Source organism: Sandaracinaceae bacterium, assembly GCA_016706685.1.
Lineage (GTDB): Bacteria > Myxococcota_A > Polyangia > Polyangiales > Houyiibacteriaceae > JADJJE01.
The window spans coordinates 255,234-275,169 of sequence record JADJJE010000012.1 but is presented as its reverse complement, the minus strand read 5'-3'; the positions used below and the strand labels follow the sequence as shown (position 1 = coordinate 275,169).

Below are 19,936 nucleotides of genomic sequence, written 5' to 3'. Positions count from 1 at the left end.
CATAGTCTGCGGCGATGGGTGCTTCTGAGCGTGCACAGCCGGCCGAAGAGCTGACTCCCTTCGTGGTCGTCAGCACCGCCGAAGGCCTGCGTGTGGTCGAGCTGGAGGCCGGCCGCATGCTGCGGGTGGGCAGCTCCCCCAGCGCCGACATCGTGGCCACCGGCCAGGGCGTGCTCCCCGAGCACCTCACCCTGTTCTGGCTGGATGACGGCGTGTCCTTGGCTTGCGCACCGGGCGCCGAGGTGTTCATCGGCGGTAAGCCGGCCGAGCCCACGCAGGCCCTCGAGCCCGGCGAAGACGTGGTGGTGGGTGACACGCAGCTGGTGCTGGGCATCCCGTCGCCGCTGGACGCGGTGCGGCGCCGCACGCTCACCCACCAAGAGTTCCGCGAGCGCCTCTACGAAGAGCTGGCGCGCGCTGGGCGGCAGTCCCGCCCCACCACGCTCATCATGGTCCACGCGCCCTCGGGCGGCGGCAACCTGGTGGCGGAGCGCGCCCTCGAGAGCTTTCGCGCCGGCGACGTGGTGGGCATCTACGCTCAGGACGAGCTCGAGTTCCTGCTGCCGGACACCGCTCTCGGCACCGCCAGCACCGTGGTGGAGCGGCTGCTCGAGGGCCTCGAGGGTGTCAGCGTGGGCTTGGCCGTGGCCCCGCACGACGCCGACCAGCCCGAGCGCCTGATGTGGTCGGCCCGCAGCGCCCTCGAGCGCGACGCGGCCCGCAACCGAGTGACGCGCGCGGGTGACCTGGCCGCCGAGGGGCCGGACGACCTGTCGCTCGAAGAGGCCACCGAGACGCTGCGCGGCGCGCTGGACGCCGTGCCTGGCGACGACAGCTGGCTGCTGCTGGCGGGCGAGATCAGCACCGGCAAGGGCCTGGCCGCGCGCATCCTGCACGAGCGCGGCCCCACGCCCAACGGCCCGTTCGTGACGCTCTACTGCTCGGAGCTGTTCGACGCGGACCGCGTGCGCATGGCCCTGGGGGACGACGAAGCCCCCGAAGAGAGCGCCCGCATCGACGCGGCGCGGGGTGGCACGCTGCTGTTGGACGAGCTGGGCGACCTGCCGCGCGACGCCCACGTGGCCATGCGCAAGGCCCTGCTGGCGCGCCGCAGCGCCTTCCGCGTGATTGGCACCACCCAGCGGGCCATCGCGGGCCTGGTGGCGCGCGGTGCCTTCGACGCCGAGCTGTTCTCGCTGTTCTCGGGCCCGCCCGTGGAGCTGCCGCCCCTGCGCACGCGCACGGCGGACATCCTGCCTCTCGCCACGCGCTTTGCGCTCGAGGCCGGCTCGCCCGCGCCCGTGCGCTGGTCTCCGGGCGCCGTGGCGCGCCTGCGCAGCTACCCCTGGCCCGGCAACGTGCTGGAGCTCAAGAACGCCATGCACCGCGCGGTGCGCATCGCCGGCACCGGCGAGCTGCTGGGGGAGCACCTGCCCAACGAGCCCATGCCCATCGCCTCCAACCGCGGCCGCCTGCGCGAGCACGTGGACGGCATGGAGCGCGACGCCATCATCAAGACGCTGGCGGACTGCAACCACAACCAGACCCACGCCGCCAAGGCGCTGGGCATCTCGCGCCGCGCCCTCATCTACAAGATGGAGAAGTTCGGCCTGAAGCCGCCTCCACGCAGCGGGCGCCGCATCACCACGCGGCCCGACGCAGCTACTTGATCAAGCGCAGGTGAGAGCCGCGCGGCCCAGGAGCCGAGGGCTCGGGGTCTTCGTCGCCGTCGGTGTCGGCCGCCTGTGCGGGCTCGTCCACGGCCTTGTCCGAGGCCTTGTCGGCCGCCTGACTGGCGCTGTCGGCGCGGCCCTCGCTGCTGGAGTCGCGCAGCTCGCCGGTGCCCTCCACCAGCTCGAGCGTGTCGCGCTCGCGCACGAACTCTTCGGCCTTGGCCGGTGCCAGCGCGGGGGCCAGGGCAGGAGCCAGCGCGGGTGACCCGTGCGGCGGGGCGTCGGTGTTGCTGCGCTTGCCGGCGGTGCTGAGGCCACCCTGCAGGGCGCTCAGCTTGGGCTGCAGGCGGATGACGTTGCCCGGGCGGCCCTTGCCGTTCTTGGCCGGCACGTCGTCGTAATCGTCTTCTTCGTCGTCGTAGTCGTCGTCATCGGGCAGGTCCGCCACCGCCGTGAGCCCCACGGGCCCGCGCCGGCCGGCCTCGCGCTCCACCTCGGCCAGGATCTCGGGCGGCATGGACTCGGGCCACACCATGCCGCGCCCGTCGTCGCCGCTGAGCGCGAAGATGGCGTCCCAGCCCACGATGCACGTGAACGGGCTGCGATTGAACGACAGCGTGCCGTACACCCCGTCGCGGTCGATGCGCAGGTCCACGATGGGCACCACCATGTCGAGCCCCAGCTGCAACACCAGCTGCGGCTGCTTGCGCAGCCACGGGGGCACCACCACGCCCTCCACCCGTGGGTCGAGGTGCACGAACATGCTTCCCCGAAGCAGGAGCGAGCGAGCGACCTCGCGTTTGTCGGGCGGCGCATCCTTCGACATCAGGCTGCCCTCTTACCTCAGACGCCCCGGCCGGGCCACCCGGGGGTGCTATCCACCAAGGTGACACGCGGCCCTTGCGCCTGCCCACTCGCGTCCGCATAGTCGGCGTGACCTTTGACAACACGAGTTTCCCCTCGCGCGGCTGCACCGCCTCGCGAGCGCTCGTACCCTTGGTCCACAGACCTCAGGGGGCGATCGGTTTCGACGGGGACGCAGAAGGATTGGTTGCGTGACCGTCGGCCTGAGCACGACGTAAATACGTTCAGGAACCCATAACAGCCAACGATAACGCTGTTGCTCTTGCGGCCTGAAAACCCTTGAGCCGTCGAAACCGCGAGCCCGTCAGCGCTTTCGGAATAGACGTCATTTGAGCTGACTGGCTTCCCCGGGCGTGACCCGACGGGGAGGTGAGACAAAGGGACACTAGCGGTTGGGCGAGCCTGTTCGTGGGCGCAAGCTTCTGCGAAATCTCAAATCACGAAATACGCACGTAGATGCCTCTCTGGAACGTTCTCGGACGCGGGTTCAATTCCCGCCGCCTCCACCACTGACGTCGGCTTTCGAGCCGTCACCCGACAGAGAGCCGCAGCACGCACCCGCGTTCTGCGGCTCTGCTGTTTGCGGGGGACGCGCTGCCACGAGCGCCCGGAGGCGACGACCGCCAGCCCTCGCGGCCCGGGGCGGCCGGGGCCCCCCCCCCCGCGCGGGGGGGGGGGGGGGGGGGGGGCGTCCGTGTGGCCCCTCCGCGCCCCCCGCCCCCGCCAGCGCCGCGCCGGGGGCGCTCCGCGCGCCGGCCGGGGGCGCGGCCCGGGGCCGGCGGGCGGGGCCGGCCCCCGGCCCCGCGCCCCCGGCGGCCGCGGCGGCGCCCGCCGGGGGGCCCGGGGGGGGGGCCGCGCGGGCGCGCCCGGCGCGCCCCGCCCCGCCCGCGGCGAGCCCCAGAACGCCAGCACCCGTCGCCCGCCGCGCAGCCCACGCCCCCGCGCCCTTCGCCCGCCCGCCCCCCCCCGCGCGCCGCCGCGCGCCCCCCCGCCGCGCCCGGGGGCCCTCTCGCCCCGCGCCCCCGGGGGCCGGCCGCGGGGTCCCCGCCGGCGGCGCCCCGCCCGCCCCGCGGCGGGGGGCCCGGCGGGGCGCCCGCGGCGCCCGGGCGCGCGGGGGGGGGCCCGGCGGGGTCCGCGCCGGGCGCCGCCCCCCCCCCCCCCCCCGCCCCCGCGGCGGGGCCGGGCCCCTTCGCGCTGGTGCGGGTGGGGGTCGTCGGGGGGCGGGGCGGGCTCGTTGGGGTCGGGGGGGGCTCGGGGTTCGCTCCTGCTGTGGGGTGCTGCGGGCCTTCCTGGGGCTGGGCGCCCCCGGCCCCTCTGCCCGCGGCCGCGCGCCCCCGGCGCGCGCCCCCCCCCCCCGTCGCGTGGGGCCGCTGTCGCCTGGCTCGGTGGGCTCCCCCCCCCCCCCCGCGCCCCCCCCGCCGCCCCGCGGCCGCGCGGGGGCCGCGCCGGGGGGGCGCGGCCCCCCCCCCGCGCGCCCCCCGCCGGCGGCCCCCCGGGGCGCCGCGTGCCGGCCCGCGGCGCCCGGGCGGCGGGGGGGGGGGGGGGGGGGGGGGGGGGGCCGGGGGGGCCGGGGCGGCCGGCCCCGCCGGCCCGGCGCGGCCCCGCCCCCCCGCCGTCAGTCCGCGCTCGCCAGCCACGCCGCGCGGCGTCCATCTGCTCGTGCTCGAAGGCCGCGGCAAAGTCCACGAGCTCGTGGCGCAGCAACCCCACCTCGGGGCTCTGCGCCACCTCTCGCCATGCCAGCACCGCACGGTGAACCTCGGCCAGCACGGCGCGCGCCTCACCTGCGGACAGCGAGAAGTACGCCCTTCGGTCCATGAGCACACCCACGTCCGTGATGGGACCGTCCTCCTCCGACAGCCACGTCTTCGACTCCCGCTCCTTGTCGGGAAACGGGTTGAGGTCGAACGCCGGTGCCAAGCGCCAGAGGCCATGCTCCACGTGCAGGAGCCCGTGGTTCTGGAGGTGGTCGTCCACGTTCGTGATCAGCAGGTTGAAGAGCATGCGCCGGAAGAGCTGCTGCACATCCCGCTTCGGTTCGTGTCCGTGCGCGCGAATCGCATCGGCGATCTCCGTGTAGGCGCGCTCTTCCTCTCTCGATGCCTCGAGCAACGAAGCGGCGGAGATGTAGGGGATCCGACCGTGCGCGACGTCGCGATCGAAGCGCTGGATGACGGCGACCGGCACCCCTTCCAGGTCGACGATGCGGGCTTCTGCAGCATCGATGCCTGCGCGACGGGCGAGCCGGAGCGCCAGCACCTCACCGCGGGTCACGGCGCGCGTGTCGCCCACGCTCGGGAACTTGCCGATGGCCAGCCGCCCGTCTTCGTCCAGCACCGTGCACTTGGGGCGCATGCCACCGAGAGACGTGCCCTTCCCTTGCAGGTAGCGCAGGTCCGCCGCGCTCTCTTGGCCCAGCTCCACGGCTCGGCTGGCTTCGTACACACGGCGGAGCGCGACGAGCGGCGGCGTACGGCGCCTGCCCTCTTCCACGGTGCGGGAGTACGGCTGATCGGCGACCGAGAAGCGCAGCGCCCCCACGCGGCTGAAGTCGTCGACGGCGAGGAGGTAGTCCATCTCTGTCAGCGGCTCGAGGGGCGTTCCTCGGCTGCGGCGCTTGGCGTGGTCGCGTGCGATCACCCGTCGCCCCCAGGCGTCAGGTGCCGTGTCGGCGATGGCCCCATGGAACACGGAGTCGTGGGGCGAGGCCGCCTTTCGCGTGCGATAGCCCGCCGTCAGCGAGAGCTCGGGGGAGACGGCAAAGCGGTCGGGGCTGGCCAACCAGCCCTCGGAGTACGCGAACGCAGTGTTCTCACGGCGCCCCTGCTTCACGTAGACCAGCGTTCCGATGGCCGCGTCCGAGGTGCCGAGGTGGACCTGTGCCTCTCGACGAGTGGCTGCGCCTGGCTTCATCGAGCCCCCGTCGCCCCCGGCTTGCTGCGCACCCGCTGGGGCAGCTGTTCATCCATGAGCGTCAGGCCGATGTCGTCGCGCGGCGTGTCCAGCAGGTCGGCGAGCGCCGCCAGCTCGCCGAACACGTAGAGCGCGCGCGCGTAGAAGTGGATGGGCACGCGTGGGTCGCCCTTCTCCATGCGCCGCACCGTCGAGAGTGACGCGCCGGTTCTCTCTGCGAGCGAAGCCTGCGAGAAGTGCCGGCGGCGACGCGCGAGCGAGAGGTCGTTGCCCAGCTTGCGGATGGCGCGTTCCACGGGGAGGGGGAGCGGGAGTGGCTCTTTGTCGTCCCCAATGGCACCTTTATTCAGCCTACCCGTTCCCATGGGGACTATAATGATGCACCGCAGGTTTCCGCACAAGGCCCCTTGCGGCATGCACCCACGCGCGGCCCAAACCAGGAGAGACCCAGTGCCGCGTCGTAGAAGCGCGCGCCCACGCTCACCAGACCGGTGTTCGAGTCCGTCTCGTGGCCCGAGAACACGCTCCGATTGTGGGTGGTGCCCAGCTGCTGCCGAATGCCACCGAACAGGTCCAGCCGAGACGACACCGCCGCGGCGACTGCCGACTCGAATCTCAATGATCCCAGACCGACATCACCACACGCCGCGCGTGCCCATGACGACAGCCCGCCGAACCTACGATCATCGGCTCCGCGTGGCCATCGCGGAGGCCGGTGACCCGCTGCTTTTCGGGGAGACGAACATCCCCTCGTCCACCCGCCGCTCCTGGGTCACTCGCCCTGTGCCAAACGTGGTGGCCCTCCACCCCGAGGACCGAGAATTGGTCCAGCTCCAGGTCGCCCTCGCCCAGGCGCGGCAAGCGAACGCCAAGCTGCGAGCCGTGCTCCGTCTGCTGCTCGCACTCGTGGCGACCCTCGGTGGCCGCCTGACAGAAGCGCGCGTCCCGAGCGCGAGGCACAAGGCTCGACTCCTCGCTGCCCTCCGCCGTAGCGGGAAGGTCCTCGGCCGGCCAGCGGCCCTGCGGGTCCTGGGCCTCACCGCCGCCCGCGTGCGCGACTGGGAGCGCAGGTCCGTGACCTGCACCCTCGCCGACGCACCCTCGTGCCCCAAGCACACACCCCAGCAGCTCACGCTCGCTGAGCGCCGCACCCTTCGCGACTTCGTGCAGGACGTTGCGCTGCGCCACCTCTCCATCGCGAGCCTCGCGCTGCTCGCCGCTCGTCGCCACCTCGTCGTCGCCAGCGCCGCCACCGGGTGGCGTGAGATCCGTCGTCAGCGCCTCTCTCGCCCGCGCACTCGCCTCTATCCCGCGAGACCCAAAGTTGGCATCCGCGCCGCGCGGCCCAACGAGCTCTGGCACATCGACGCCACCCGCATCCGCCTCATGGATGGAACCGCGAAATGGATCCACGGCGTCATCGACAACCACTCCCGCAAGCTCCTCGCTTGGACCGTCGGCGACTCCTGCCGCGCCGCTGCCACCGAGATCTTGCTCCGCGAGGCCGTCCCCCTCATCGCGCCGGGCACTGAGCCCGTCACCGTGCTGACCGATGGCGGCTCCGAGAACGTGCCCGTCGAAGCGGACGAGTTCGGCGCCCTGCTCCGCCGGGTGCGCGCCCAGGTGGACGTCCTCTACTCGAACTCCATGATCGAGTCGTTCTGGTCCCAGCTCAAGCACCGCTGGCTGTTCCTCCACCCGCTCGACACGGAGGCCACGCTGGTGCGCCTCGTCGCCGAGTTCGTGCAAGACCACAACGCCCTGATCCCCCGCGCCGCCCTCGGTGGACGCACCCCCGATGAGGTGTTCCTCGGTGAGGGACTCGATGTGCCCGAGACGCTCACGGCCGCTACCGCGAGCGCACGAGCCGAGCGTGTCGCGGCAAATCGCGCGCTTGCTGGCTGTGGCGGTTGCGGTGGCGTCAGGGGTGTTCACGTCGAGAGCCTTGTGGACAGCAGCAGCGTGCGGTGACAGGGTCGAAATCGCGCTCCGGCACTTGCCTGGAGCGGTTCGCGCACTTGCGCGCTTTCCGTGAGGGGAGGTTGTGAGACGACGCAGGGCGGTTGTAGCCGCGCTCGCCGCCGAGCTCGAACTCGTACCGCGTCTCCTGCACCGCGCTCGGCGCGGGGTTCGTGCCCGTCTCCCGGCGGTGTAGCCGCATCCGGTCGAGCGCGTCGTACGCGTAGACGTTGCGCTCCGTGGAGGCGCCCTCCGTCACCGTCTCGAGCGCGTGCGGTTCCCGTTGTGGTCGTAGGCGTACTCAGCCCAGGAACGCCGTCCCGCCGCGTGTGCTCGGAGCCCCGTGAGCCGCCGCGGCCGCGTCGTACCCGAACGCCACGCTCGTCCTGTTCGGGTTCGTGACGCTCGACACCAGGTCCTCGTGCGTCACGTAGCTCACGTCCACGCGGTCCCGTCCAGCTCCGCCCAGTCGATGCGCCCCAGCTCGTCGTACTGGTACAGCGTGCTCCCGTTGCTGCTCGCCTGCGCCATCTGCCGCAGGTCGTCGTTGTAGGTGTACGTCACGTCGCGCCCGCGCTGCCCGTGCCGCGTCAGCCGACCGAACGCGTCGTGGTCCCACTCGAGCACCTCCTCGAACGTGGCCCCCGCACCGGACGGCGCGCGCGTCTCCGTGACGCTCGTCACGTAGTCCCCGCCGTCGTACCCGTGTGCGTGGGACACCAGCCGCGCCAGGCCCTCCGACACGTCCCCGCTACGCTGCGGGTACGTCGCGTCCGTCAGGCGCCCGAGGTCGTCGTAGGCCAGCGTGGTCTCCCTGACCCAGCGGGTCACGCATCCTGCGCGTTGCCCTCCCCGTCGTAGTCCAGGTACGCCGTCACCAGCGTGGGCTCGCCGTCGCCCATGTGCTGGATCATCTGCGTGACCCGACCCAGCGTGTCGTACGTGGCCTCCGTGTGCCGCCCCTCCGGGTCGTACGTGTGCCGCAGCAGGTCGCCCGCGTCGTACGTGTAGCGCGTGGTCAACCCCGCCTCGGTGACTTCGGAGAGGCGGTTCAGCGCGTCGTACTCGAACGTGCGCGTCTGTCCCGCGTGCAGCCCACCTGCTTGCTGCTCCGGCCGCGTCAGCTCGGCCGTGAGCCCCGCCGCGTTGCGGCGCACCGTGGTGGTCTCGCCACCGAACGTCACCGTCTGCGTCCGCTGCGCGTCGTTGTACGCGATGGTGGTCACGCCGCCCGGCGCTGTGATCTGCGTCGGCCGCCCCACCCCGTCGTACACCGTGGTGGTCTGCCGGCCGTCTTGCTGCGTCTCCAGCCGCGGCAGGTGCATGGCATGCCCGTCGACTCGTGATCGCGGTCAGACAGCACTTTCACGAGGGTCGGTCGACGCTTCGACCGCCCTCTGCGCCTTGCTTCCTTATTCGATTCTCAATGAGCCCAGACCGACGTCACCGCACGCGATGCGTGCCCATGACAACAGCCCGCCGAACAGAGCGCCACCTATTGTCGCCCTCCAAGTGTCCTTGCCCATTCGGACAGGAGTCCGACAGCAACGAGACGGTCGGGACGGCCATTCTCGATTCTTCCGACATACAAGCCTCCCAGCTGAAGCTCCACCGTGAGATTCAGAGCTGCGGTGAACGCACTCAGCTGTTCAACCACATGTCTCACCGAGTCCAAATCTTCGGCGTCTTCCTGCGCTGAGACCCCCACTCGCGGGTCCCGCAGGGGCACGGTGCCACCAACAGTTCGAATCGGCGAATCCTCAGGTCGTGTGCAGGACGATTCGTCAAGATCGTCAACGAATTCGGGCTTGCCTGCTGGCCAGCGCCCCTTCTTGCTCAGGTGCTGAACGAACAAGAGCACACGCATGACCACGTCTTCCGTGAACTCCCCGACGAGATAGAAGTCAAGTGCGTAGTGGTGTTGCCGTTCGGTCATCCGGAAGTTCCAGGTCCGCCGGGGTTGTTTCGGAAACCGCCTGGCATGTGAGCGTCGAGGTGCCTCGACTCAGGTAGCGGGACGTTGATGGGGCTACCGTCGATATGGTGAATGGGGATCGGCTCACCGCGCAAGGCTTCGTCACCCGGGAACCATTCGATCCACGCGTCATCTACCGTGGGTGTCCGTCCGGCAGCGATGTCTGCCCTATTCCTCGGGCTCAGGATGGTCTCGTGCCCGGTCTCGTCCCAGAGATCGCGCCAACGCCGCCATTCGCGAGGGTTGTTGCGGACGATCCCGCGACGAGTCGTGCCAGAGGCGCGCGGTGATGCCCCGGGAGAGCGCTGCCAACGATTCGGCCCCGTACCACCGTTCGACGGGAGCAGGGCCTCGACGACGTTGTCACCGCGGACACGAATGGGCGTGTGAGGTCCGACAGTTCCGCCACCGAGGGGCTCGCCGACGCTCGACGGCACCTCGTCGGCGCCCCGCGCCACTACCTCGGCAACGTCATCGCTGAGACTCACTGCCATGTCCCCGGTTGCGTCCACTGCCTCGGTCGCCATCCGCGCGCCGCGCGTGGCCATGGTCGCGGACCCCGCCACCATGGTACCCACCGCCACCGTTACTTGGACGGTCGTCACAACGGTGCGGAAGTCGCCACTCGCGAGCTTGTCGCCATAGTTCGTGATTCCTCTCGCGATCACATCCATGTCGTCGAGGTCGCCCTGTAGCGCCCCACCAACCACCGAAGCGCCGCTGGACACGGCGGTCACCACAGCAGCACCCGACTTCTGGTGCTGACTCATCCGTGCGCTCGCGATCGCGGCGAAGTGATCAGCGGTACGGTCGTCGCCGGCGGCGAGCGCAATTCCGTGCGCCACCATCATCGAGCCCGTCTCGACCCCCTCGCCCAATAGACCGATCGTAGCGACGCCGCCCATCACGGTCTCCTGCAGGGCACCAAGAAACACCTGGTGCGCCGCGCCGAGGTAGTCACCCGAAGCGCGGGCCTCATTGTAGTCGTGCTCCGTGACGGCCATCGATCGCTCAGCTCGGGCCCGCGCACGCGATGCCCAGTTCGCCACCGAGGCACCCAGGCCGCTCGTCGGAGCCCCTGGAATCAGGCGGGAGTCCGCCCTGCTCTCATTCGCGTTGTAGCGTTCTGCTGGTGTCTCCGGGCCCGAGATCACGCTGAATGTGCCGCGCGGGCTGGGCGGAGCTCGGCGCGGCTGCACGGCCGGTGTGATGGGCGCCCCAGGTGAAGGTGATGACCCCCCAACTATCGTCATTCCTTCGAGTTCAGTCGGCCGAGTCGGCTCCAAGTCGGCGAGGCGCGGACCTTCACGCTGTGGTTCGGATGCCTCGCTGGCCACGCCCCCACTGCAGAGGATGTCACCTCCACCCTGCATGCACGCGGGCGCATGCCCCGTCGGGTCCCAGTAGGTCGCCGGGTTCCCGAGCGCATACGCATACCGGTTCTGCGTGCCCGGGTCGCCGCCCCTGCCCATCCACGAGTCCTGCGTCACGAAGCGACCCGTCTCCGGGTCGTAGTGACGGGCGTTCATGTAGATCAGACCCGTCTCCGTGTCGGTCTCATGCCCCGTGTACAGCTGCCGGTTCACGGGGTCGCTGCCGCTGCGCACCGCGCCGAAGGGGTCCAGGCGGTAGCTCGTGAGCAGGTCACCCGGTGCGTCCGCGCCGCCGCTGCCAGCGGTGAGCGCGCCGGTGTTGCCGCGGCCGTCTAGGTGGTAGTAACGCTCTTCGCCGCCGCCTTCGTCGAGCCGCGCGAGGCCCAGCGCGTAGTGGTAGTGCGCCAGGGGCGTGCCTGCGCCTCCGCCCGTGATGTCGTGCTCGTCGAGCGTGGACAGCCCGTCGTAGACGGTCTCCACGTCCCCGCGCGTGGTGCCGCGCTGGCGCACGCGGCGGCCCGTGGCGTCGTACTCGTACTGCCCGCGGCTCACCTCCGCGCCGGGGGCGCCGTGCAGCACCTCGGTCAGCTGGTCGAGCGCGGTGTAGCGGTAGAGCGTGTGCTCGCCGCCCTCCGCGCTGTCCGCGCGGCTGAGGCGGTTGCCGTTCGCGTCGTGCTCGTAGCTCACGGTGCGCGCAGCCGTGCCCGTCTCGCTCAGCTCCGTGAGGCGGTTCGCGCCGTCGTAGTCGTACACGCGGCGGGCCTGCTCGTTGGCGCCCCCGTCCTGCACCACCTCCACGCGGCGGTTGTAGCCGCGCTCGCCGCCCAGCTCGAACTCGTACCGCGTCTCCTGCACCGCGCTCGGCGCGGGGTTCACGCCCGTCTCCCGGCGGTGCAGCCGCATCCGGTCGAGCGCGTCGTACGCGTAGACGTTGCGCTCCGTGGACGCGCCCTCCGTCACCGTCTCGAGCGTGCGGTTCCCGTTGTGGTCGTAGGCGTACTCGTAGCCCAGGAACGCCGTCCCGCCGCGCGTGTGCTCGAGCCCCGTGAGCCGCCGCGTGGCCGCGTCGTACTCGAACGCCACGCTCGTCCCGTTCGGGTTCGTGACGCTCGACACCAGGTCCTCGTGCGTCACGTAGCTCACGTCCACGCGGTCCCCGTCCAGCTCCGCCCAGTCGATGCGCCCCAGCTCGTCGTACTGGTACAGCGTGCTCCCGCCGCTGCTCGCCTGCGCCATCTGCCGCAGGTCGTCGTTGTAGGTGTACGTCACGTCGCGCCCGCGCTGCCCGTGCCGCGTCAGCCGACCGAACGCGTCGTGGTCCCACTCGAGCACCTCCTCGAACGTGGCCCCCGCGCCAAACGGCGCCCGCGTCTCCGTGACGCTCGTCACGTAGTCCCCGCCGTCGTACTCCGTGTGCGTGGACACCAGCCGCGCCAGGCCCTCCGACACGTCGCCGCTGCGCTGCGGGTACGTCGCGTCCGTCAGGCGCCCGAGGTCGTCGTAGGCCAGCGTGGTCTCTTGGCCCAGCGGGTCACGCACGCGCCGCGCGTTGCCCTCGCCGTCGTAGTCCAGGTACGCCGTCACCAGCGTGGGCTCGCCGTCGCCCATGTGCTGGATCATCTGCGTGACCCGACCCAGCGTGTCGTACGTGGCCTCCGTGTGCCGCCCTTCCGGGTCGTACGTGTGCCGCAGCAGGTCGCCCGCGTCGTACGTGTAGCGCGTGGTCAGCCCCGCCTCGGTCACCTCGGACAGGCGGTTCAGGGCGTCGTACTCGAACGTGCGCGTCTGTCCCGCGTGCTGCCCGCCCGCTTGCTGCTCCGGCCGCGTCAGCTCCGCCGTCAGCCCCGCCGCGTTGCGCCGCACCGTGGTGGTCTCCCGCGGCTCCGCGTGCACGCGAGTCGTAGTCGTACTCCCCGAGGTCCGCCTCGGCGCCTTTCCGGCCACTCCGGCGAGCCGTCGCGAATTGCGCGGGATGAGACGCTACACTCCACCCATGCCGGTCAAGGCGAGTAGCGCGACCCGACTACGCAAGAGCGGGTCTCTTGCCGGGCGACACCCTGACATCGCGCGTGAGTGGGACGAAGCGCGCAACGGCATCCCGGCCTCTATGATCACGCCAGCTTCGAGTAGCCGCGCGCACTGGACGTGCCAGACGTGCGGACACGAATGGCAGGCAACGGTGGCGAACCGGACTGGACGGGGTTCGGGGTGCCCGCCGTGCGCACGAGCGGGACGCGGCGAGCGATACCGGCAAGCCGTCATCGACAAGCGCGGGCATCTCGCCGAGTGCCATCCTGAAATCGCCGCTGAGTGGGACCGCCAGGGCAACCCCGGCGGTCCGGAGGACGTCTCGCCAGGCTCGGACCGGAAGGTGGCCTGGACCTGCCGCAGATGCGACCACCGTTGGACGGCAACCGTGAGCAGCCGCGTGCACGGGAGCGGGTGCCCTGCATGCGCGCCGGCTGCTCGCTCCAAGCGTCGCCGAGACACGTTGGTGCGGAAGGGTGGCAGCCTCGCCGACCACCATCCCGCACTCGCCGCAGAGTGGGACGCGGTTCGGAATCCCCAACGCGCGTCGGAGGTCACGCTGGGCTCCTCGGTTCGAGGGCACTGGATGTGCTCCGCGTGCGGCCGTCGCTGGCAGGCGACCGTCGCGTCTCGAGTTGAGCGCGGGGGCCACTGCCCCACGTGCAACCGGCGTCAGGGAGCCGAGCGCCGCGTCAACGACCTGTTGCGGGACCGCGAGAGCCTCGCCCAGGCACATCCGCACATCGCCGCCGAGCTCGATGACCCAGAGGTCGACGCCAGCCGACTTCTCGTGCACTCGGAGGAGCTGCTGCGTTGGCGCTGCGCGACATGTTCCCACCAGTGGACGGCCTCGGTGGCCTCTCGGACGCGGACTCGGACCCACTACTGCCCAGCCTGCTCGCGGACAGGGACATCCTATGTGGAGACCCTCCTGCTCGTAGAGTCCTGGCGAATCTGGGGCCGGTCGCGCGTGAGACACCAGTCTACTGTCGAGGGGTTCGAGGTGGACATCGCGGTGCCACACCTGCATCTCGCGATCGAAGTCGATGGCTACTGGCACGCCAAAGAGGGCAAGGTTGCGGTCGACGTCCGTAAGGGCGAAGCGCTGAAGCGCGCCGGGTGGACGGTGGTGCGCCTCAGAATGGGCGATCTGCCGAGGGTCGACGATGGAAGCCATGCGTTCGCAGTGAGTCGAAATCCGGACGACACGGAGCTGATTGGGTTCCTGCGCTGGCTCGCCGACATCACGGGGGACGTGCGAGCGCGCACCCAGGTCGCGGGGCCGCTGCTGGCAGGCCACTCCGAGGCGCGGGCCCTACTGCGAGAGCACCGATTCCATACGCACGCGCGCCTCACCGCGGCCCAGGTACTGGATGTGCGAACACGCTTTGCGGAAGGGGGCATCGCGCTGAATCAGCTGGCCGCTGAGCACGGGTGTTCCGCCGCCACCATCCAGCACGCCGTCCGCGGCCAGACCTACAAGACTGCCGGAGGGCCGATCGCTGGGCGTGACTACGACCCCAGCGAGCTCGAGCGTACCGTGCCCCGCAATGCGGTGTTCAAGTCCGAAGACGTGCTCGCGCTGCGGCAATCATACTCACTCGGCCAAACCACCATGAACGGGATAGCGGTGCGCTACGGCGTGTCGACAGGCGTCGTCGAGAGGACGCTGAAGGGCCGATCGCATGCCGAAGCCGGAGGACCCATCCTGGGACGCGACTACTCGAATCGCGACGTGACGATGCGGCGTCGTAGTGGCGGCATCGCCGTTCGCGGAGCCACTCAACTCACGGCGGAGGAGGCCGTGGCCATCCGGGACGCCTTCGCTCAGGAACGCGCCAGCTACGCTGCTCTGGCCGGACGCTTTGGCACAACGCCCTCCAACATTCGCTCCATCGTGACCGGAACGTCGTGGAGGCACGCCGGCGGCCCGACGTCCGCCTCGAGGCGTGGACGCCGCCCGTCCGAGTAGCCTCGTCGAAGCAACCACCTGACTTTGTCCGAACCGTGCGCGTCTAGGGTTGCTGAAAGTTCCACTCCGGGCTGAGCGGCGCCTCGCGTAGGTCGCAGAAGTAGAAGTTGTCTTTCACGGTGCAGCGTTCGCCGCACGCGTCGCAGCGACGGAAGGGCACGGAGACGGTGAACCCCTCGGGCGCCACCGCGCCTGCCACGCGAAGCGCGCGTAGGACTGCCGGGAGACACGCCACGTCGGGGCAGTAGCCAGACGAGTTGTTGCTGAGGAACTGCACCTCACCGTCCTCACCGTCCAAAGCGAACTCCACTTCACCGGCAGCCAACACGCTCTCCCCACCCGCGCAGGCGACGTGCTCAGTGCGGCGGTGGGCCAGCCGAAGCGTGCCCCCGAGGTCCACCACGTAGGTCGCCCAGCCGGGAGAGTCGTCGTCGTGATGGTGGGCTGTATGCAGCCACGCAAGCAGGTCGCCGCGACACCGTATGGGAGCACCAGCCGGTGCATCCCGAACGGCTTCGAGAATGTGGGCAGGGCCCACGTAGGCGTAGCTGCGGGCGGCAGCAGGATGGTAGGTGGCGCTCATCAGGAACTCTGCGGAGGGGGCGCCGGCTTCCTTTGGTCAGCCGCAGCTTCGTCAACGGGGTGAGCCGCAGTTCCGCTGGCGCGCGCCAGTCCCCCTCACCCGCGGAACGTCTGCTCCAGCTTCGCCCGCAGTAGCTCCGCCACGCTGTGCACCGTGATCCCTCTCAGGCCCTGCTCGCCCTCGTGCAGCGGGTTGGTCATGCGCAGCACAATCTCGATCTGCTCGCCTCCCGCGGCCCGCAGCAACGCCGCGCAGCGCAGGTTCAGCGAGTCGTCGTCGGTGCAGAAGAACACCAGCGTGGGCAGCGCGGTGAGGGCCCCCGCGGTCCACGCCTCGGCGTCGCGCTGCGCGGACACGGTGAGCTTCCAGCCGGCCGCTTCGGCGTCGCGACCAGCATGCGGCGCGCGAGAGGTGCCCAGGCGGTCGATGACCTCCACGGTGCGCGCAGCCGCGCCAGTCACCGGGTGCTCGCACACCGGCGCGGCCAGCAGGGCGCGGAACACGGCGCGCCCGAAGCGACCGAAGCCCACGATGGCCACGTGCATGCCCCGCTGGTCGCAGCGGCTCAGCATGGCGGCCACGTCGGGGAGGCGCATCAGGTGCTCGGCGGCCGAGTCGAACTGCCGGAAGGCCTCGATGCCGCGGTCGCCCAGGCACTGCAGCAAGAGCTCCTCGGCCAGGTCGTCGTCCACCATGGGCACCAGGGCGCGGGTGCCCGGGCGGTCCGGGGGCACGCTCTCGCGCGCCACCACGGCCGCCTTCAGGTTGGTGAGCGGGTCGCCCGCGGTGAACCAGATGGCCTCCGCGCGCTCGCAGCCGGCCGCCCTCAAGATGGATGCGGACGTCATGTCGCCCACGATGACGGGCAGCTTGCGCCCCTCCACCACGATGGCCTCCACGTCGGGGACGTTGCGCTCCACCACCACCACGTCGCGCCCGGCGCGCACGGCGTACTCGGCCACGATGCGGCCGTGCGTCCCGAAGCCGCACACCACCACCGGGGCATCCATGGCCGCGATGCGCGTGTCGGCCGACTGCACCATGCGCCAGAAGCGCAGCAGCACCTCGAACACGGCGCCGAGCGTGAGCGCCGGGTCGGCGAACAGCACGAACCACACGAGCGCATTCTCGAGGTCCACGCTGGAGCGCGGGAAGAAGCCCTCGCCGTCGAGCGCGAAGAAGCGGAACGCGTAGTACAGCGCCTGCGCGCGCGGCAGGCCCTGCGGCGCCGCCAGCGTGGGCACCTGCACCAGCGCGTACACCGTGAGGCCGTACAGCACCGCCAGCGGCAGCAGGCGCGCCCAGAACCCCCAGCGCTTGGTCACGCCCACCACGGAGAGCACACGGCGCTGCCAGCGAGGGCGAATGATCCGAGCGGTGGACATGCGCCTCGCAGGTACCGCGGCGGACCGAGCGCCGTCAACCCCCCCTCCGGGGCGGGTGGGCGGCGGTGGGGGCCCCGGCTCTGGCCCCCCTCCGCCCTCCCTCCCGCCCCGGCCCGCTTCGCCCGTCTTGCATCTACCCTCCCGCGGTTCTCCCCACCCCCCCCCGCCCGCAATGCCGCCGGGTGAGCAGCGCCGCGGACAGCCGTCGCGGGTCACAGCCCCAGGTGGGTCTTCCAGTAGTCGGTCAGGAACACGTTGCCCGGGTCCATTCGCTCGCGCGCGGCGCGCCACGCGTCCCACTTGGGGTAGCGCGCCATGAGCGTGGCCGGCGCCAGCTGGTCGGGGCGCGGCAGGAACTTGCCCCAGTGCAGGCGGTACTCGAGGCCTTCGAGCGCTTTCCAGAAGCGCGGGTAGAACTCGTCCACCGGGCTGCCGCCGTTGTAGCCGAACCAGAACACGTCCACGCGGAACACGTCCTTGTCGCCGTAGGCCGGGTCCAGGAAGAAGGTCTGCCCCGCCTTGGTGGCGTAGAGCTCGATGCTGAAGGGCCCCGTGGCCGCGTAGCAGCCCTCGGCCGTGCCGTCGGCGTCGAACAGCTTGCGCAGCGCCGCGATGGCCTGCTGCACCTCGCCGCCGGCCTCGGTGAAGGGGATCCAGATCTCGGTGAAGTAGGTGGGCATGAGCAGGTCGTCCATGCCGTTGTCCATGGGCAGGCCCAGGTACCAGCTGTCCTGGAAGTGCTGGGTGGCGGGCGCGCCGTCCTTCCCCAGCGCCACGAAGGGCGACAAGATGGTGTCGATCAGGTGCGGCGCAGCCCAGCCCAGCAGCTTGGCCAGCGGCTCGAACAGCTCGCTCGAGAGCGCGCCGGCCACGAGCGTGTCCAGCATGTGGGCCAGCACCTCGGCCACGCGCACCCACGCCGAGCCCAGCGTGATGGCGGGGTGCCGGTTGCCCAGCACGGCCTCGGCCAGCGAGGCCAGCCACGGGTGCTCCTCCTGCGGCACCACGGGGAAGCTCGGGTCGGGCGGCGGCGCGCTGCGAATGGCCTCCACCAGCGCGCGCGCGGCCGCGCCGAAGTCGTGGCCCAGCTGCTCCATGCGCTGCACCTGATCGGCGATGCGCGAGGGGTCGTCGATGTTGCCCAGCACGGTGTACAGCAGCGACGCCGCGGTCTGCTTGATGACCGACCAGCTGCCCACCTCTTCATACGGCTTCGGCACGAAGTCGGGCGTGGGGGCCACGCGCGCGGCCTGCCACACCACCAGGCGGTCGAAGTTGCGCTGCGGCCACCACATGAGGCGCGCGTAGTCGGTCTGCTTCAGGAAGCCTGCCAGCGACGGCCGCTGCGCGTCCCCGGGCCGTAGAAGTCGAGATCCGGCGCGCCGGTGGCCAGGCTCACGGTCTCGCGCCCCACGATGTTGTAGCGCGGCACCGTGCGCAGCGTGACGCTCACCACCACGCCCAGGAGGCCGATGCCCGCGCCCACGCTCGCGAACGCGTCGGGGTCCGGACCATCCGCCGTGAGCGTGCGCACGTTGCCCTGCCCGTCCACCACGCGCAGCGCCACGATGGCGTCCAGGAACGACCACTTGCAGGTGCCGCCCGCCGAGCCGGTGGACAGGAAGCCACCCACGGCCTGGTGCGTGATGCCGCCCAGGTCGGGCAGCGCGAGGCCGCGCTGGTCCAGCGTGTAGTTGAGGCTGTGCTCCCAGTCGGTGTTGCGCGTGACGTTGGGCGTGCGCGGGTCACGCGAGGCCGTGGGCGACAGCGGGTTGGCAATGGGGTGGCGCGGCGACTCACCGAGCGCGCAGCCCGCCTCCACCTCCACCAGCGTCACGCTCGGGTCCTTGGGGTCCGGGCGGAAGCCCAGCACGCGGTTCATGCGGTCCAGCATCATCAGGCGCTCGTTGGTGTCGGCGTCCGGGTCGAAGCCCTCCGGGATGATGGCCTCCCACACCGAGTGACCGCTACCCACGGCGCGCACCTTGCCACCGAGCGCGTGCGCCTTGCGCACCAGCGACACCACCTCGGCCTCGCTCTGCGGGTGATAGCAGCCGTCCTTGCCCAGCATGGGCACCTGCACGCCCGGGTCGCGCTCGAGCGGCTTGCCGCCCCCGAGGAACAGCGCCACGGCCCACTCGTAGGCGGTGTGCAGCGGCGGGTAGATCTGCGACAGCCCGCCCACCGTGTCCCAGTAGTCGTACTGATAGTAGACCTTCCCCTCGCGCGCGATGAACAGCGTGGCCGTGGGCGTGGGCATCGGGTTCCCCACCGCGATCTCGATCGTCATCGTGTAGAACAGCGCGAACGACGCGTCGTCGCCGATGCACTTGAAGTCGGTGAACGTGAACGCCTTGTACGTCTTGAACGCGGCCTCCCAGCTGCCCTGGAAGGCGTGGATGCCGTCGCGCTCCTCGATGGGGCTCACGAACTGCACGTCGTCCGTGTAGAGCTCGGGCAGCTGCCGGAGCGCGGCCTCGTGGTCGACGTTCAGCTGCTCGTAGAAGGCCTGCATGCGCTCGGGCAAGGACTTGGTGCTCATCGGTGCTCCCTCGGAAGGTGGAGCGGCGACGCTACTCGAAGCGCGTGCAGCTCGAATAGTTCGCCAATCGGCACCGCAGGGAACCGTGTTCGGAGTCAGACAAAGCGCCTATATGGAAGCCCGTTCGCTTCGACTATGGTCCGCGACCATGGTGAGTGATCCCCCCGTCATCACATACGCGGACGAGGCCTGCATGATGGCCACTTGGCGCTCCGTGGTGTTCCCCGTCATGGGTCATCGTCCCAGCACGGTGGTGGCCACCATGACCCAGGCGCGCGGCATCGAGTCGCACGGGCGCGCCGTGGGCCGTGGCAAATTGATCGAGGTCAGCATCGTGGACCGCGAGGGCGGCATCCCCGACGCCGAGGTGCGCGCGGCGCTCGACAGCATGGCCCCGGTGGTGGCGCCGTACTACGCGGCGGTGGCCTGCTTGTTCGAGGGCGAGGGCTTCCGCGCCGCCATGATCCGCGGAGTCATCTCGTCGTTCCAGCTGCTGAGCCGCGCCAAGTATCCGCAGAAGGTCTTCTCGAACACCGACGAGTGCGCCGCCTGGCTGGCGCCGAAGGCCCCCGAAGCGGGCATGCGGCTCCGGGGCACCGACGAGCTCGCGGAGGCCATCGCGTTCGTGCGCGGCGAGGCCATCCGCCGCGGCATCCTCACCGCGTAGAG

General features: G+C 71.0%; 15 protein-coding genes, 1 other RNA gene and 1 pseudogene. 5 read left to right on the top strand and 12 right to left on the bottom strand.

What is annotated here, in order from left to right; genetic code table 11:
* Positions 1-14: 14 nt before the first annotated feature.
* The gene (locus tag IPI43_16170; protein ID MBK7775643.1) at positions 15-1,670 is read left to right on the top strand and encodes a sigma 54-interacting transcriptional regulator; all 1,656 of its coding nucleotides are present in this window, start codon (positions 15-17) and stop codon (positions 1,668-1,670) included.
* On the opposite strand, the gene IPI43_16165 is transcribed toward IPI43_16170, so the two are convergent.
* Positions 1,663-2,499 (bottom strand): hypothetical protein, encoded by an 837-nt coding sequence (locus tag IPI43_16165; GenBank protein ID MBK7775642.1) that lies wholly within the window; start codon positions 2,497-2,499, stop codon positions 1,663-1,665. The genes IPI43_16170 and IPI43_16165 overlap by 8 nt on opposite strands.
* Before the next feature lie 187 nt (positions 2,500-2,686).
* Between IPI43_16165 and ssrA the strand changes: the two genes are divergently transcribed.
* Positions 2,687-3,046, top strand: a transfer-messenger RNA (tmRNA) gene (gene ssrA, locus IPI43_16160).
* Between the two features lie 1,132 nt (positions 3,047-4,178).
* On the opposite strand, the pseudogene IPI43_16155 reads toward ssrA, so the two are convergent.
* Together IPI43_16155 and IPI43_16150 are read right to left on the bottom strand one after the other, a co-directional pair.
* Positions 4,179-5,450 (bottom strand): annotated as a pseudogene (locus tag IPI43_16155) (type II toxin-antitoxin system HipA family toxin).
* Positions 5,447-5,815, bottom strand: coding sequence for a helix-turn-helix transcriptional regulator (locus IPI43_16150; protein ID MBK7775641.1), 369 nt, complete (start codon positions 5,813-5,815; stop codon positions 5,447-5,449). The pseudogene IPI43_16155 and the gene IPI43_16150 overlap by 4 nt, the downstream one beginning before the upstream one ends.
* Positions 5,816-6,146: 331 nt before the next feature.
* Here IPI43_16150 and IPI43_16145 point away from each other — a divergent pair, with 331 nt between their 5' ends.
* Positions 6,147-7,421 (top strand): transposase, encoded by a 1,275-nt coding sequence (locus IPI43_16145; protein ID MBK7775640.1) that lies wholly within the window; start codon positions 6,147-6,149, stop codon positions 7,419-7,421.
* Positions 7,422-7,710: 289 nt separating this feature from the next.
* Here the strand turns inward: IPI43_16145 and IPI43_16140 are convergent, their stop codons facing one another.
* The 5 genes from IPI43_16140 to IPI43_16120 form a co-directional block, all read right to left on the bottom strand.
* Positions 7,711-7,854, bottom strand: coding sequence for a hypothetical protein (locus IPI43_16140; protein ID MBK7775639.1), 144 nt, complete (start codon positions 7,852-7,854; stop codon positions 7,711-7,713).
* A complete protein-coding gene (locus IPI43_16135; GenBank protein MBK7775638.1) occupies positions 7,845-8,240 on the bottom strand; it encodes a hypothetical protein in 396 nt (131 codons plus the stop codon). Before IPI43_16135 ends, IPI43_16140 begins: the two co-directional genes overlap by 10 nt.
* Positions 8,237-8,734, bottom strand: coding sequence for a hypothetical protein (locus tag IPI43_16130; protein ID MBK7775637.1), 498 nt, complete (start codon positions 8,732-8,734; stop codon positions 8,237-8,239). Before IPI43_16130 ends, IPI43_16135 begins: the two co-directional genes overlap by 4 nt.
* Before the next feature lie 170 nt (positions 8,735-8,904).
* On the bottom strand, positions 8,905-9,345 hold the full coding sequence (locus IPI43_16125; protein MBK7775636.1) for a hypothetical protein: 441 nt from the start codon (positions 9,343-9,345) through the stop codon (positions 8,905-8,907).
* Positions 9,342-12,650, bottom strand: a complete 3,309-nt coding sequence (locus IPI43_16120) for a hypothetical protein (GenBank protein ID MBK7775635.1) — start codon at positions 12,648-12,650, stop codon at positions 9,342-9,344. The genes IPI43_16125 and IPI43_16120 overlap by 4 nt, the downstream gene beginning before the upstream one ends.
* Before the next feature lie 100 nt (positions 12,651-12,750).
* On the opposite strand from IPI43_16120, the gene IPI43_16115 reads away from it, so the two are divergent.
* The gene (locus IPI43_16115; GenBank protein MBK7775634.1) at positions 12,751-14,757 is read left to right on the top strand and encodes a DUF559 domain-containing protein; all 2,007 of its coding nucleotides are present in this window, start codon (positions 12,751-12,753) and stop codon (positions 14,755-14,757) included.
* A 43-nt stretch (positions 14,758-14,800) separates the two neighbouring features.
* Here IPI43_16115 and IPI43_16110 read toward each other — a convergent pair whose 3' ends face one another.
* The 4 genes from IPI43_16110 to IPI43_16095 all read right to left on the bottom strand — a co-directional run bounded on the left by IPI43_16110 (position 14,801) and on the right by IPI43_16095 (position 19,267).
* Entirely contained in the window at positions 14,801-15,340 is a 540-nt protein-coding gene (locus IPI43_16110) for a hypothetical protein (protein MBK7775633.1), read from the bottom strand.
* Between the two features lie 95 nt (positions 15,341-15,435).
* Entirely contained in the window at positions 15,436-16,725 is a 1,290-nt protein-coding gene (locus IPI43_16105; protein ID MBK7775632.1) for an NAD-binding protein, read from the bottom strand.
* Positions 16,726-16,937: 212 nt separating this feature from the next.
* Positions 16,938-18,020 carry a hypothetical protein gene (locus IPI43_16100; GenBank protein MBK7775631.1) on the bottom strand — a complete coding sequence of 361 codons (1,083 nt, stop codon included), beginning with the start codon at positions 18,018-18,020 and terminating at the stop codon, positions 16,938-16,940.
* A 23-nt stretch (positions 18,021-18,043) separates the two neighbouring features.
* Complete coding sequence (locus IPI43_16095; GenBank protein ID MBK7775630.1) at positions 18,044-19,267, bottom strand: FAD-binding protein; 1,224 nt, start codon at positions 19,265-19,267, stop codon at positions 18,044-18,046.
* A 148-nt stretch (positions 19,268-19,415) separates the two neighbouring features.
* Here IPI43_16095 and IPI43_16090 point away from each other — a divergent pair, with 148 nt between their 5' ends.
* On the top strand, positions 19,416-19,934 hold the full coding sequence (locus IPI43_16090; protein MBK7775629.1) for a hypothetical protein: 519 nt from the start codon (positions 19,416-19,418) through the stop codon (positions 19,932-19,934).
* Positions 19,935-19,936 lie beyond the last annotated feature (2 nt).

What these genes read in the sequence shown, in the direction of transcription:
- IPI43_16170 (MBK7775643.1), top strand. Translation starts at nt 15, where the DNA reads ATGGGTGCTTCTGAGCGTGCACAGCCGGCCGAAGAGCTGACTCCCTTC.
- IPI43_16165 (MBK7775642.1), bottom strand. Translation starts at nt 2,499, where the DNA reads ATGTCGAAGGATGCGCCGCCCGACAAACGCGAGGTCGCTCGCTCGCTC.
- IPI43_16150 (MBK7775641.1), bottom strand. Translation starts at nt 5,815, where the DNA reads ATGGGAACGGGTAGGCTGAATAAAGGTGCCATTGGGGACGACAAAGAG.
- IPI43_16130 (MBK7775637.1), bottom strand. Translation starts at nt 8,734, where the DNA reads ATGCACCTGCCGCGGCTGGAGACGCAGCAAGACGGCCGGCAGACCACC.
- IPI43_16125 (MBK7775636.1), bottom strand. Translation starts at nt 9,345, where the DNA reads ATGACCGAACGGCAACACCACTACGCACTTGACTTCTATCTCGTCGGG.
- IPI43_16115 (MBK7775634.1), top strand. Translation starts at nt 12,751, where the DNA reads ATGCCGGTCAAGGCGAGTAGCGCGACCCGACTACGCAAGAGCGGGTCT.
- IPI43_16110 (MBK7775633.1), bottom strand. Translation starts at nt 15,340, where the DNA reads ATGAGCGCCACCTACCATCCTGCTGCCGCCCGCAGCTACGCCTACGTG.
- IPI43_16105 (MBK7775632.1), bottom strand. Translation starts at nt 16,725, where the DNA reads ATGTCCACCGCTCGGATCATTCGCCCTCGCTGGCAGCGCCGTGTGCTC.
- IPI43_16100 (MBK7775631.1), bottom strand. Translation starts at nt 18,020, where the DNA reads ATGTGGTGGCCGCAGCGCAACTTCGACCGCCTGGTGGTGTGGCAGGCC.
- IPI43_16095 (MBK7775630.1), bottom strand. Translation starts at nt 19,267, where the DNA reads ATGAGCACCAAGTCCTTGCCCGAGCGCATGCAGGCCTTCTACGAGCAG.
- IPI43_16090 (MBK7775629.1), top strand. Translation starts at nt 19,416, where the DNA reads ATGGTGAGTGATCCCCCCGTCATCACATACGCGGACGAGGCCTGCATG.